Origin of the sequence: Mycobacterium sp. E183, assembly GCF_001667735.1 — a bacterium.
Taxonomy (GTDB): Bacteria; Actinomycetota; Actinomycetes; order Mycobacteriales; family Mycobacteriaceae; genus Mycobacterium.
The window spans coordinates 36868-49546 of the sequence record NZ_LZJN01000214.1; the positions used below are offsets into that span (position 1 = coordinate 36868).

Annotated in this window: 17 protein-coding genes; 7 read left to right on the forward strand and 10 right to left on the reverse strand. The window is 68.3% G+C overall.

Annotated elements, in window-relative coordinates:
• Positions 1-23: 23 nt before the first annotated feature.
• From A5691_RS26475 to A5691_RS26500, 6 genes are all read left to right on the forward strand, one after another.
• Positions 24-323, forward strand: a complete 300-nt coding sequence (locus A5691_RS26475; protein WP_068018093.1) for a WXG100 family type VII secretion target — start codon at positions 24-26, stop codon at positions 321-323.
• Positions 316-606: a WXG100 family type VII secretion target gene (locus A5691_RS26480; RefSeq protein WP_068018091.1), complete on the forward strand. Its 291-nt coding sequence runs from the start codon at positions 316-318 to the stop codon at positions 604-606. The genes A5691_RS26475 and A5691_RS26480 overlap by 8 nt, the downstream gene beginning before the upstream one ends.
• 4 nt (positions 607-610) lie before the next feature.
• Complete coding sequence (locus A5691_RS29025) at positions 611-895, forward strand: hypothetical protein (protein ID WP_067757712.1); 285 nt, start codon at positions 611-613, stop codon at positions 893-895.
• A gap of 144 nt (positions 896-1039) precedes the next feature.
• Complete coding sequence (locus A5691_RS26490; protein WP_067757709.1) at positions 1040-1951, forward strand: HAD family phosphatase; 912 nt, start codon at positions 1040-1042, stop codon at positions 1949-1951.
• 45 nt (positions 1952-1996) lie between these two features.
• Positions 1997-2527 (forward strand): MaoC family dehydratase N-terminal domain-containing protein, encoded by a 531-nt coding sequence (locus A5691_RS26495; RefSeq protein WP_067757706.1) that lies wholly within the window; start codon positions 1997-1999, stop codon positions 2525-2527.
• Between the two features lie 10 nt (positions 2528-2537).
• Positions 2538-3467: a cyclopropane mycolic acid synthase family methyltransferase gene (locus tag A5691_RS26500; RefSeq protein WP_067757703.1), complete on the forward strand. Its 930-nt coding sequence runs from the start codon at positions 2538-2540 to the stop codon at positions 3465-3467.
• Between the two features lie 99 nt (positions 3468-3566).
• Here the strand turns inward: A5691_RS26500 and A5691_RS26505 are convergent, their stop codons facing one another.
• The 9 genes from A5691_RS26505 to A5691_RS26540 all read right to left on the reverse strand — a co-directional run bounded on the left by A5691_RS26505 (position 3567) and on the right by A5691_RS26540 (position 11021).
• Positions 3567-4655: a lysophospholipid acyltransferase family protein gene (locus A5691_RS26505; RefSeq protein WP_197694440.1), complete on the reverse strand. Its 1089-nt coding sequence runs from the start codon at positions 4653-4655 to the stop codon at positions 3567-3569.
• Positions 4637-5764: an SDR family oxidoreductase gene (locus tag A5691_RS26510; protein ID WP_067757697.1), complete on the reverse strand. Its 1128-nt coding sequence runs from the start codon at positions 5762-5764 to the stop codon at positions 4637-4639. Before A5691_RS26510 ends, A5691_RS26505 begins: the two co-directional genes overlap by 19 nt.
• Before the next feature lie 51 nt (positions 5765-5815).
• On the reverse strand, positions 5816-5917 hold the full coding sequence (locus A5691_RS27695) for a 30S ribosomal protein bS22 (protein ID WP_003402602.1): 102 nt from the start codon (positions 5915-5917) through the stop codon (positions 5816-5818).
• Positions 5918-6040: 123 nt separating this feature from the next.
• Positions 6041-6295 (reverse strand): cell division/environmental response transcriptional regulator, encoded by a 255-nt coding sequence (locus A5691_RS26515; protein ID WP_046185670.1) that lies wholly within the window; start codon positions 6293-6295, stop codon positions 6041-6043.
• Between the two features lie 140 nt (positions 6296-6435).
• Positions 6436-7311 (reverse strand): pyrroline-5-carboxylate reductase, encoded by an 876-nt coding sequence (gene proC / locus A5691_RS26520; RefSeq protein WP_197694439.1) that lies wholly within the window; start codon positions 7309-7311, stop codon positions 6436-6438.
• 27 nt (positions 7312-7338) lie between these two features.
• Entirely contained in the window at positions 7339-8181 is an 843-nt protein-coding gene (locus A5691_RS26525; protein ID WP_067757691.1) for a thioesterase family protein, read from the reverse strand.
• Positions 8182-8196: 15 nt separating this feature from the next.
• Positions 8197-9039, reverse strand: a complete 843-nt coding sequence (locus tag A5691_RS26530; protein WP_067757688.1) for a sugar phosphate isomerase/epimerase — start codon at positions 9037-9039, stop codon at positions 8197-8199.
• 24 nt (positions 9040-9063) lie between these two features.
• Positions 9064-10008: a hypothetical protein gene (locus A5691_RS26535; RefSeq protein ID WP_068018082.1), complete on the reverse strand. Its 945-nt coding sequence runs from the start codon at positions 10006-10008 to the stop codon at positions 9064-9066.
• A complete protein-coding gene (locus A5691_RS26540; RefSeq protein ID WP_067306251.1) occupies positions 10005-11021 on the reverse strand; it encodes a Ppx/GppA phosphatase family protein in 1017 nt (338 codons plus the stop codon). The genes A5691_RS26535 and A5691_RS26540 overlap by 4 nt, the downstream gene beginning before the upstream one ends.
• A 120-nt stretch (positions 11022-11141) precedes the next feature.
• Here A5691_RS26540 and A5691_RS26545 point away from each other — a divergent pair, with 120 nt between their 5' ends.
• The gene (locus A5691_RS26545; protein WP_067757682.1) at positions 11142-11936 is read left to right on the forward strand and encodes a hypothetical protein; all 795 of its coding nucleotides are present in this window, start codon (positions 11142-11144) and stop codon (positions 11934-11936) included.
• On the opposite strand, the gene A5691_RS26550 is transcribed toward A5691_RS26545, so the two are convergent.
• Positions 11899-12651 (reverse strand): FadR/GntR family transcriptional regulator, encoded by a 753-nt coding sequence (locus tag A5691_RS26550; protein ID WP_068018079.1) that lies wholly within the window; start codon positions 12649-12651, stop codon positions 11899-11901. The two genes, A5691_RS26545 and A5691_RS26550, sit on opposite strands and share 38 nt — an antisense overlap.
• Between the last annotated feature and the right edge of the window lie 28 nt (positions 12652-12679).

The following is a 12679-nucleotide window of genomic DNA, read 5'->3' on the forward strand; positions in this document are numbered from 1 at the left end:
CTGGCCGGCGTTACTTTCCGGTCATGGCCCTGCGAGTTGACCCGGCGGTGATGCAGAGTCACGCCGTTTCCACCGCCGGCGCGGCAGAGAACCTTTCGAGCCGCCTCGCTCAGCTGGACGATCAGGTGGGGCAGATGCTGGGCGGCTGGCAAGGCGCGTCCGGGACGGCGTATTCCTCCGCGTGGGAACTCTGGCATCGGGGCGCTCGCGAGGTTCAGCTGGGGCTGTCGATGTTGGCGCGCCTCGTGGGTGAGGCCGGCGAGGGCTATCAGGCCAACGAGGCCGGGTCCGCCGCGGCGGAGCGAGCGGTGCGCGGTGGCTGAGGCGTTTCGGGTGGATCCGCAGGCGTTGGCCGACTCGGTGCAGCGGATGGCCGACTTTCAGCGCTACGCCGAGGACATGATCACCGAAATCGATTCCCGCGTAACGCGTTTGCACACCACGTGGACGGGTGAGGCCGCGGCCGCGCACGCCGAGTCGCATCAGCACTGGGTGCGCGGCGAGGCGATGATGCGCGAGGCGCTGGCGCAGTTGAAGAAGGTTGCCGCGACCGCGCACGGCAACTACACCGGGGCGATGTCGACGAATCTCGGCATGTGGTCGTGACCAGATGGCGCCGCTGGCGTGTGACGCGACTGCGCTAGACCGCGCCGGTGCCACGGTGCTGGCCACCGGCGAGTCCATGGGATCGGTGATTTCGGCGTTGACGGCGGCGCTGGCCTGCAGCGCGGGCACGAGCTTCATGGCCACCGAGACCGCCGCGGGCGGCGGCACCATGGCAATGCTGTTGGCGGAGGCCACGCCAACACTCGACGATCAACGCGAGCAAAGCTCTCAGGAAGTCGACTCCGCCTACACCACAGATGCGAGCGGACATTGTCGAGTGTGCAGCTAGCTTCACGCTCGGCGCCGAGTGTGCGGCTAGCTTCACACTCGACAGCGCGGCATAGCCGACGCCCCGCGGCACAACCGCCGGATAGGGTTGGATACCGGGACCCACTGGGTCGCCAGGCAACACAGCGATCTAGGAGGTTTGGCGATGACTTCCTCTGACCCCGTCGACGGAGACGTCAGTCGCGCTGACCTGGAGTCGCTGGCCGCCGACGCCAGCGCGGCCCGTGCGCTGGAGGACCTGCAAGCCGAAAAGGCCGCCACCGACGAGGACCGGCCCCAGCCGCCGATCGACCTGACCGCGGCCGCCTTCTTCGACGTCGACAACACCCTGGTGCAGGGCTCCTCGGCGGTGCACTTCGGCCGCGGGCTGGCCGCGCGCAACTACTTCACCTATCGCGATGTGCTCGGTTTCATCTATGCCCAGGCCAAATTCCAGGTCCTCGGCAAGGAGAACAGCAACGACGTCGCCGCCGGCCGTCGCAAAGCGCTCGCCTTCATCGAGGGCCGCTCGGTCGAACAGCTGGTGACGCTGGGCGAGGAGATCTACGACGAGATCATCGCGGACAAAATCTGGCCGGGCACTCGCGAGCTGACGCAGATGCACCTCGACGCGGGCCAGCAGGTGTGGCTGATCACCGCCACCCCTTACGAACTCGCGGCGACCATCGCGCGGCGGCTCGGCCTGACCGGCGCCCTGGGCACCGTCGCGGAGTCCGTCGACGGGGTGTTCACCGGCCGGCTCGTCGGCGACATCCTGCACGGGACCGGAAAGGCGCACGCCGTGCGGTCGCTGGCGATCCGGGAGGGCCTGAACCTCAAACGCTGCACGGCCTACTCCGACAGCTTCAACGACGTGCCCATGCTCTCGTTGGTGGGCACCGCCGTCGCGATCAACCCGGACGCACGCCTGCGCACACTGGCCCGCGAACGCGGTTGGGAGATCCGGGACTTTCGCACCGCCCGCAAGGCCGCCCGGATCGGGGTCCCGTCGGCGTTGGCGCTCGGTGCGGCCGGTGGTGCACTGGCCGCGGTGGCTTCCCGGCGGCAATCGCGCTGATAGGCTGCGCCGCTGAGACCTATTCGAGCGGAGAGCGACAGCGCTATGACAATCCCCAAGGGAGCCGAAGGGCTCATCGGCAGCCATTACCGGGCGCCGGATTACTTCCTCGTCGGCCGCGAGAAGATCCGGGAGTTCGCCCTCGCCATCAACAACGACCATCCGACGCACTTCAACGAGGCCGACGCCGCCGCGGCCGGATACGACGCGCTGGTGGCCCCGCCCACGTTCCTCGCCATCGCGGGCCGGCGCGTGCAGCTGGAGATCTTCACCAAGTTCAGCATTCCGATCAACATCGCGCGGGTCATGCACCGCGACCAGAAATTCAAGTTCCACCGGCCGATCGTCGCAGGGGATAGGCTTTACTTCGACACCTATCTAGACTCGGTCATTGAGTCCCATGGCGCCGTGATCACCGAGATCCGTAGCGAGGTCACGGACGCCGAGGGCAAACCGGTCATCACCAGTACAGTCACGATGCTGGGGGAAGCCGCAAACAACGATGCCGACCACGAAGCAACCGTCGCGGCAGTCGCGTCCATATCAGCGGGAAAGTCCATATCAGCGGGAAAGTAGGTTCGAATCAATGACGTCACAGGGGGAAAGCGGTAGCACGCAACTGAAGCCGCCGGTCGAGAAGGTCCGGTCGCACTACGACAAATCGAACGAGTTCTTCAAGCTCTGGCTCGACCCGTCGATGACCTACAGCTGCGGCTATTTCGACGAGAATCCGGACCCCCAGAACCTGACCAAGACGCTGGAAGAGGCGCAGTACGCCAAGCGCAAGCTCGCGCTGGACAAGCTCAACCTCGAGCCAGGCATGACACTGCTCGACATCGGCTCCGGGTGGGGTTCGACGATGCGGCACGCGGTGGCCGAGTACGACGTCAACGTCATCGGCCTGACGCTCAGCGAAAACCAGTACGCCCACTGCGTGGCCGAGTTCGACAAGATGGACAGCCCCCGCCGCAAAGAGGTGCGGATCCAGGGCTGGGAGGAATTCCCTGGCGACGTACCGATCGACCGCATCGTGTCGCTGGGTGCGTTCGAGCACTTCGCCGACGGCGCCGGTGACGCCGGGTACGAGCGGTACGCCACCTTCTTCAAGAAGTACTACGACCTGCTGCCCGACGACGGCCGCATGCTGCTGCACTCGATCGTGGTGCCGTCCGCCGAAGAGGGCAAGAAGATGGGCTTGCAGGTGAACATGACCCTGCTGCGGTTCATCAGCTTCATCCTCAAGGAGATCTACCCGGGCGGGAAGCTGCCTCAGGTCGACCTGGTCGACAAGTACGCGACCGACGCCGGTTTCAAGATCGAGCGCCACCACTTCATCGGCAAGAACTACGTCCCGACGCTGACCGCCTGGGGCGACGCGCTCGAGGCGCACAAGGAAGAGGCGATCGCGCTGAAGGGGCAGGAGACCTACGACATCTACCTGAAGTACTTGCGCGGCTGCTCGGACCTGTTCCGCGACGGCTACACCAACGTCTGCCAGTTCACGATGGTCAAGTAATTCGCCCGAAAAACGCCCCGGAAGCCATTGGCTCCGGGGCGTTTTCGCGTCGGCACCAAGCCGGATAGCGAACCGGGCGGGGCCGGTAAACGAAAAGCGTCAGCCGAAGAAGATGTTGCGACGGCCGGCGAGCAACCGGTACAGCGTCTGCTGGATGGTCTCGCGCACCTGATCGGTCAACTCGAAGGTGACCATCGGGTCCTCGGCGTCGGACGCGGCGTAGTCGTTGGTGTAGATCGGCTCGCCGAACGCGATGCGCCACTTCGACGGCAGCGGCACCAGGCCCGCCGGCCCGGCCAGCGGGAACAGCGGCGTGATCGGGAAGTAGGGCAGCCCGAAGAGCCGCGCCAGCAGCTTCACGTCGGTCAGCATCGGGTAGATCTCTTCCGAGCCGATGATCGAGCACGGGATGATCGGCGCCTTGGTGCGCAGCGCCGCGGTGACGAATCCGCCGCGGCCGAACCGCTGCAACCGGTAACGGTCCTCGAAGCGCTTACCCAACCCCTTGTAGCCCTCGGGGAACACGGCGGTCAGTTCGCCGGCGGCGAGCAGCCGGTGCGCGTCCGTGGTGCAGGCCATGGTGTGGCCGGCCTTGCGGGCGGCTTCACCCACGACGGGCAGGTCGAACACCATGTCGGCGGCGAGCAGCCGCAGGTCGCGCTGCGCGGGGTGCTCGTCGTGGACGGCGACCGACAGCATCAACCCGTCGAACGGCAAGACCCCGGCGTGATTGGCCACCACCAGTGCGGCGCCCTCGCTGGGCAGGTTTTCGACACCACTGACCTCCACCCGGAACCACGACCGGAAGAAGAACCTCAGCAACGGCCGCACGATCGCGCTGTTGAAGTGCGGATCGAAACCGAACTCGTCGACGGTGTAGTCGCCGGTGAGCCGCTGGCGCATGAACCCGGCCACTGCGGCCACGCGCTGGGCGAAGTCGTTGAGCGGCACCTCCGACGAGCCGGCGCCGGCCGCACGCCGATGCTCATCGATCTCGCGAACGACGGCGGCGATCTGCTCGGCCGACGCCCGACCATTCGGATCCGAGAGCAAGGAGGGATGCTGGCGGGCGGACTCCGCGCGCTGATCGGCTCTCCGGCGTGCTGCTACCCGACCCCGATTCGTATGCAGCGGAATAACATTCGCTCTGCTTTCACCCGCCACGATTCCTACCTGACCCCACCCCACGGAATTGGATTTCGGCTGCCCCAGCGCTGAGCTAGGGATATGGCGCGACCTTCCAAGGAGCGTACCCGATGCGGATCGATAATGGGAGTCATGCCGCGGCCGCGAACGTAGTCGTCGAAGGCCTCGGCGGTCGTCCATTTCGGCTGATAGCCCAGCTCCGTCCGCATCCGGGTGGTGTCCATGACGCGGCCGTAACTCAGGTAGGCGAACTGATCGCGGCTGATCTCGTTGTAACGGTTAGCCCGTCTCAACGAATCGAGCGCCCACACGCCAAAACCGGGCACTGGCAACGGAATCCGGCCGGCCCGGCGGATCGCTTGCGACAGCATGATGATGCCGTCGGCGCCGATGTTGAACGTGCCGGCCTTGCCGGCCATCGCCGCGCGATCCAGCGCGCCCAGCGCATCCTGCTCGTGGAGCAACTGCAGCCGCGCGTCGCGGCCGAACATCGTCGGCACCAACGGCCCGGCCAGGTACCGCGACAGCGTGGTGTCCATAGCGGGTCCGATCATGTTGGCCAGCCGCAGGATCGTCACCGCGATATCGGGCCGACGGCGGCCCAGTCCGCGGGCATAGGCCTCGATGTCCAGGCTGTCCTTCGCGAAACCGCCGCGCAAGGGCCGGCGGCTCGTGCTGTCCTCGGTGAACATCACCGGATCGTGCGCGCTGGACCCATACACCTCAGACGTCGACTTGAGCACCACGCGCCGCACCGAGGGCGCCTTCTGACAGGCGGCGAACAGCTGCATCGCACCCATCACGTTGATTTCCTTCAACGCCGCGGTGCCCCCGGACCGCGGGGCGTACGACGCCGCGGCCGCGTGCACCACGGTGTCCACCTCGCCGTTGCGAATCACTTTGGCGATGAACGGGTTACGGATGTCGGCGCGGACGAACTCCGCGCGCCCCATCCGGCGGAGCATGTCCTTGCTGGGCGCGATCGCGTCCACGGCGATGACCGCGTTGATCATCGGGTTCTGCGCGAGCCGGGCCGTCAGGTAGCCGCCCAGGAACCGGCACGCACCGGTGACCAGCACCACCTTGGGGTAGTGCACCGTGTTGCTCGCGGTGTCGCCGGTTCCGGCGCCATCCCCACTCGACTGATCCACCCAAACAGCCTATCGACTCGGCAGAGACCGCAGCGGATGCCGCGGGCGGGCCTACTTGCCGAGTTTTCTGCGCTGCACCCGAGTGCGGCGCAACAACTTGCGGTGCTTCTTCTTCGACATGCGCTTGCGCCGCTTCTTGATTACTGAACCCATGAACTCCGCTATCTGACCCGTGACCTGTTTGCAGGATTGACCCGGACACTTTACCCGGCGGGACGCACCGAACACCAAACGGCGTCGGCGACCACCGAGCGAAGAGCGAAGTGCGGTTTCGGGTCAGCCCGCGTCGAAGTAAGACGTCTCCAGCATGTCGTGCACCGCCTTGGCGTGTACCCGGAAAGACCGCCCGACCCGGACCGCGGGCAGCTCGCCGTTGTGCACCAGCCGGTACACCGTCATCTTGGAGACCCGCATCAACGCGGCCACTTCGGCGACGGTCAAGAATTGTGTCCTGCCCTGCTGGCCCTCGCCGGAACCGGTGTCCCGCTTACCAGCAGAATCGCGCGCCGATGGCCCGTTCGTAGACGTCATCGCAACCCAATCGTGTCAGGCACCCGCAATGCCAGCGGCTTCCCCTCCGCTGGCACCCACACGTGCATACAAAGAGGAGAATAGCGGGACTAATGGGGTTACTGGTACTGGTGGGGGACAATCAGTTCAAATTTCTTGGATTACTCCGATGTAATTCTTAGCTGCTCAGAGCGCGTTTTGGCGGCCTGAACGGCCGCGTCGACGGCCGTCCGCAGGCCGCCCCGTTCCAGTTCCCGCAGCCCCGCGGCGGTCGTGCCGCCGGGTGAGGTGATGGTCGCCCGCAGCTGCGTCGCCGTGGCGTCCACGCGCAGCCCCGGGGTCTCGCCCTCCCCCGGCCGCCTGTCGGCGTCCATCCGTTCCAGCAGCATCGCCGCGGATCCGGCCATCGTCTGCGCCGTCAGGTCGGTGGCCACCTCCCGGCTCAGCCCGGCGGCCACCCCGGCGTCGATCAGCGCCTCGACCATCAAGAAGAAGTAGGCCGGGCCTGACCCCGACAGCGCGGTCACGGCGTCCATCTGGGCCTCGGGCACGGTCAGCACGCCACCGACGGAGTCGAACAGGGCCGATACCCCCTCGAGTTGCGGGGCGGTGACGAACCGGCCCGTGGCCAGCGCGGTCACCCCCGCGCCGACGAGCGCCGCCGCGTTGGGCATCGCCCGGACCACCGGCGTCCCGGCGGGCAGCTTCGATTCGAAATACGAGATGCCGATGCCCGCCGCGACGGTGACGAACACCTGCTCGGCGGTGTCGCTCTCGGACGCCGCCGCCGCCCGGGTCAGCTCCGCCAGCACCGGCTCCACGTCGGTGGGCTTCACCGCGACCACCACGAAGGACGCGTTCTCCGCCGCGTCGGCCACCGAGGTGATCAACACCGAATAGGTGTCGGCCAGGTACTGGGCGCGCTCGGGCACGCGTTCGGCCACCACCAGGTCTTTGACCTGCCGGCCCGCGCGCAGCAGACCCGACAGCAGTGCCTCCCCGATGCTGCCGCCACCGATGATCGCGATTCTTGCCATGCCCGACAGCATCGCAGACACCGGCGTCTAACCAGCGGCAGGGACCAGCGCCAGTTGACGGGCTTGCACCACGAGGCGGCCCAGGCTGTCGACGACGGTGTGGTCCTCGTCGAACCAGTCGTGCCCGATCTCCGTGCAGGTCGCGATGATTCGCAGCCACCCGTCGGCGGGCAGCCCGCGCAGGAAGGCGGTCAGTTGGACGGTGGGCGCCCAGCCGGTGCGTTCCACGGCGAAGGTCACCGGCGCCGACAGATCCCCGCACATCAGCGCGAACAGGGCGTCCGGGGCGACGTCGCGGGGGCGCGCCCACATCTGGATCACCGGCGGGCCCCCGTCGGCCGTCGGACCCAGCGTCGACAGCACCGGTCGGACGTCGCAGCCCTCGCCGAGGTGCACCAGGCCGGCCAGCGGGTGGCCCGGCCCGATCGGGGCGATGTCGTCGGGCGGCTCGGGCGCCATCAGGTCCACCACCGGGTTGGCCGACAGCAGGGGCTTGGCGTCACCGTCGGGCGGAAAGTGTTCGGGCTCGCCGAGGTTGACTACGGCGTGCACGGCGGTCCGATCACCCTGGGTGAGCTCGACGTCGACGACGCTGATGCGGCGGCCGCGCTTGCGGATCGACGTCACCAGGTGCATCGGCCCCGGATCCGGGGCCCACAGGAAGCTCGCCGACACCGCGACCGGCTGCTGAACCGGTTCGAACTCGCTCGACGGCCCACCGCAGGCGGTGCGGGCGGCATTGGCGCAGAGCGCCAGCATGGCGCCGCCGTGCACCTTGGGACCGATGGTCCAGTGCTTGTCGAGCTCGCCCTCGAAGACGCCGGGGCCGACCTCCCGCAATGCCATCGCGGTGGTGAATAACGCGTTCATGGTCTCCTGGGTCTGTCAGCGCAGCAGGTGCGTGCGGGCGAACTGCAGCGATTCGGCGAGCATGCTCTCGCGCTCATTGGCTGAACGCGCGCTGGACGTGGAAACTTCCAGGATGACGTGGCCGGCGAAGTGGCTGCCGGCCAGCATCTGGCACACCTCGGCGGTGGGCTGGGTGCCGCGCCCGGGCACCAGGTGCTCGTCGGCGGGCAGGCCGCTGCCGTCGCACAGGTGCAGGTGCACCAATCCGCCGCCCATCCGCTGCGCCATGTCCAGCGAGTCGCTGCCCGCGGTCGCGGTGTGGGACAAGTCCAGCGTGTAGTGGGCGTGGTTGCCGTCCAGCGGGTCGTAGGAGGGTGCGAACGCCGAGATCGCCGGGCCGGGGCCGCCGCCCCGCCTGCGCATCCGCTCCAGCGATTGGCCCGAGCCGAAGAACCGGTCCGCCCGGAACGGGAACATGTTCTCCACCGCGATCAGCACGTCACTCGAGGCTTCCAGCTCGGCGACCTGGTCGCTGAACCCCTCGGCGTAGCGCCGCTGCCAGCGAAAAGGCGGATGCACGACGACGGTCTGCGCGCCGAGTTGTTCGGCGGCCCGCACGCTGCGGTCCAGCTTGGGGATCGGGTTGGCGCCCCAGACCCGCTGCGAGATCAGCAGGCAGGGCGCGTGCACGGACAGCACCGGGACGCGATAGCGCCGGGACAGCTTTTCGATGGCGTCGATGTCCTGGCTGACCGACTCGGCCCACACCATCAGCTCGACGCCGTCGTACCCGAGCCGCGCGGCGTACTCGAACGCGGCCTCGGCCCGCAATGGGTACACCGAAGCCGTTGAGAGTCCGACTTTGATAGCTGGGCGCAACGGTCTGTGTGGTCCCCGGTCCGCCTAGCCCGACTGCAACGACAGCGCCAACGGGCCCAGGGTGATCAGCGCCCCCACCGCGACCGCGATCAATGTGCTCGCGATGTCCTCGGTCTTGCGCACCACCCGGACGCCGACGACCAGGCCGAGGATCACCAGCACCGAGAGCACCAGCGCCACGATGCTGTTCCAGCGCCACAGCTCGTCGAAGGCGACGAACAGGCCGGCGCCGAAGGCCACGGCGAGGATCGACTGGAAGACGACCAGGCTGCCGCGCCACAACGCCTCGAACCTGCCCGGGCCCGCGTGGGCGTCGGTCGCCGTGGCCACCCCCTCGGTCGCGCCGTCGGGGGGGTCCTCGTCGCGCTCCTCGTGCGGCAACAAACCGGCGGCGAACGGGTCCTCCGCGTCCTCTTCGTCCTCGTCGGCCTCGGTCTGCAGGTAGGAGCGCACATAGGCGGAATCCTCCAGCGCGGGCTCGGCGTCGCGGACCTCCGAATCCATCACGTCCACCGGCAGATCGGTGTAGTGGTCCAGCGGATCGGGATTCATGTCCTCGGCGCCCGATTGCCCGATGCCGTTGGTCTCCCCCGCCTCGCCGTGGCTCATCGGGCGCGGGTACGCGCTGCGCTCGGGGCCGGAGGCCTTCTTGGGCTGAGACGGCGACTTGGGCCAACGCGGCTCGGGCTGCGACCAGTACGCGGCCGCGGGCTTGTCTTCGGTTTGCTGCTCGGCCTCGGTTTCCTCGGCGGCCGGCCGTTCGGCCGTGCGCGGGTCCTCGTCGTCGTCACGGATGATCGGGATCTCACCGGTCAGCTCGGCGACGGTGACCGCGTCGCTATCGCCGCGCCGCCTGCGCCTGCGCCGCGTGACCGCGGGGGCGCCGATGGTTCCGTTCCTGGCCAGAAGTTCGGCCACCGAGATCGGCCGAGTGCCGGGGCTCTCGGTCTCGGAGTGTGGTCCGGTCATGCTTTGTCGCCTCTCGATCGGTTGCCGTCCCGATCACCTGCCTGCCCTCCAGCATCGCGCACGGATCGCTTCATGAGGGGCGTTCCGTCGGCTTCGCTGTCGAGTTTGCGCAAGATGAGACCTTCCCGTAACGCCCACGGGCAGATATCCACCGATTCGATCGACAGCGCTCGCATACTCGCCTCCGCCACCAGCGCACCCGCCACGATCTGTGGCGCGCGCTCGGCGCTCACCCCTTCCAGTTCTGCCCGGTCAGCGGTCGTCATCCTAGAGATGAAAGATATGAGTTGCCTGAGGCCGTTTGCTGTGAGCGTCCTCTTCACCCGCGGTCCTGCAGCCGACGGCGCCGCGCCCGTCAGCCGCGCGAGCGAGCGAAACGTCTTCGACGTCGCCACCGCCAGGTCGGGCGCGCCGGCGTCGAGCACCTGCTCGCTGGCCTCGGCGAGCTCGGCGTCCAGCCAGTCCCGCAGCATCCCGACCCTGCGCCGCCCGGGCGGGTCGTCGGGTAGCCATTCGCGGGTCAGCCGGCCGGCGCCCAGCGGCAAAGACAGCGCCACCTCGGGCTCCTCGTCGACGCCGCTGGACATCTCGAGCGAGCCGCCGCCGATGTCGAGGTTGATGATCCGCCCCGCGCTCCAGCCGTACCACCGGCGCACCGCCAGGAAGGTCAGCCGCGACTCGTCGACCCCGCTGAGCGCCTCCAGCTCGACGCCGGTTTCCTTGCGGACGCGGGCGAGCACGTCGTCGGAGTTCACCGCGTCGCGCAGCGCCGAGGTGGCGAACGCCATCAGCTCGGCGCACCCGGAGCTGTCCGCGATCTTGGCGAACTCGTCGATCGTGGAGATCAGCTTCTCGGCGCCGCGCTTGGTGATCTTGCCCGAGCTGTCGATCGACTCGGCCAATCGCAGCGTGGCCTTCGTCGAACTCATGGGCGTGGGATGCCCGCCACGGTGCGCATCAACCACCAAGAGGTGAACCGTGTTGCTGCCCACGTCGAGCACGCCCAATCGCACGGGAAACAACCTAGTCGGATACGGGTGGGCCGCGCGTTGCGGCCCGCTGGGGACGTTGCCGATCTTGATCCGTCGGGCCCCGAGTGTCAGCGGGCCGAAGAGCCGGTTTTGTCGACTAACGTGGACGCCGTGGCGAATTCCTACCCTGAGCCGGGACACGAGGTCGAACTGGACTTCGCCCGTGAGTGGGTGGAGTTCTATGACCCGGACAACCCCGAGCACCTGATCGCGGCCGACCTCACCTGGCTGCTGTCGCGGTGGACTTGCGTGTTCGGCACGCCCGCCTGCCACGGCACGGTGGCGGGCCGCCCGGACGACGGCTGCTGCTCGCACGGGGCGTTCCTGTCCGACGACGACGACCGCGCCCGGCTCGACGACGCCGTGCAGCAGCTGACCGACGAGGACTGGCAATTCCGCGAAAAGGGCTTGGGCCGCAAGGGGTATCTGGAGCTCGACGAGCACGACGGGCAGCCGCAGTACCGCACGCGCAAACACAAGGACGCCTGCATCTTCCTGAACCGGCCCGGCTTCCCCGGCGGCGTCGGATGCGCCCTGCACAGCAAGGCCCTCAAGCTCGGCGTCGCGCCGCTGACCATGAAGCCCGACGTCTGCTGGCAGCTGCCGATCCGGCGCAGCCAGGAGTGGGTGACCCGGCCCGACGGGACCGAGATACTCAAGACCTGGGTCACCGAATACGACCGCCGCGGTTGGGGTTCCGGCGGCGCCGACCTGCACTGGTACTGCACCGGCGACCCCGGCGCCCACGTCGGCGCCAAGCAGGTGTGGGAGAGCATGGCCGACGAGCTCACCGAGCTGCTCGGCGCCAAGGCCTACGCGGAGCTGGCGGCGATGTGCAAGCGCCGCGGCAAGTTGGGGCTCATCGCGGTGCATCCGGCGACTCGGCTCGCCGAGTAGCACCAGTCTTGTTGTAGGACAAGAGCATTCGCTGCGCGCTGGCGTGCAGGTACGCCTCGACCGCCGCGGCGGCCCCCGCCTCGTCGCCCGCCAGCACCGCGTCGGTGATCGCGCTCAGCCCGGCCACCACGGGCGCGGCGTCGTCGTAGGCGGCGGTGAGCTCGTGCTCCCGGCCGCCGAATGCGTGCTCCACCCAGCGATACAGCAATACCAGCGCCCGGTTACGGCTCTGCTGGATGAGCACCCGGAAGTAGGCCAGGTCGGCGGCTTGGCGCGCCTGCGCACCGTCGGCCTCGCGCATCGCGGCCAGCGCGTCGCGCAGTGCCCCGGCGTTCTCGGGGCCGCCGTGCCGCGCGGCCGAGCGGCCGATCAGCGGGCCCAGGGCGGCCCGGATCTCGAACAGCTCCACCAGGAATTCGGGCCCTAGCTTGCGGACCAGCGCCTCCACCACCGCGGGGTGGGTGAGCGCCTGCGGGTCCGCGACCACGTTGCCGCTGCCGTGCCGGGCCTCGATCAGACCCATCTGTTGCAGCCTGGCCAGGCCCTGCCGCAGAGACGTGCGGTTGACGCCGAGCCGCTCGGCCAGTTCGCGCTCGGGCGGCAACGCCGTGCCCGGCGGAAACGCGCCGTCGAGGATGGCATCGGCGATCGACGCGGCGACCTGTTCGTCGACGCGCTGACGATCCACCGGACGAAGCGGACTTGACTGGTTCATTGGCTCAACCAATATAGTGGACGAACCC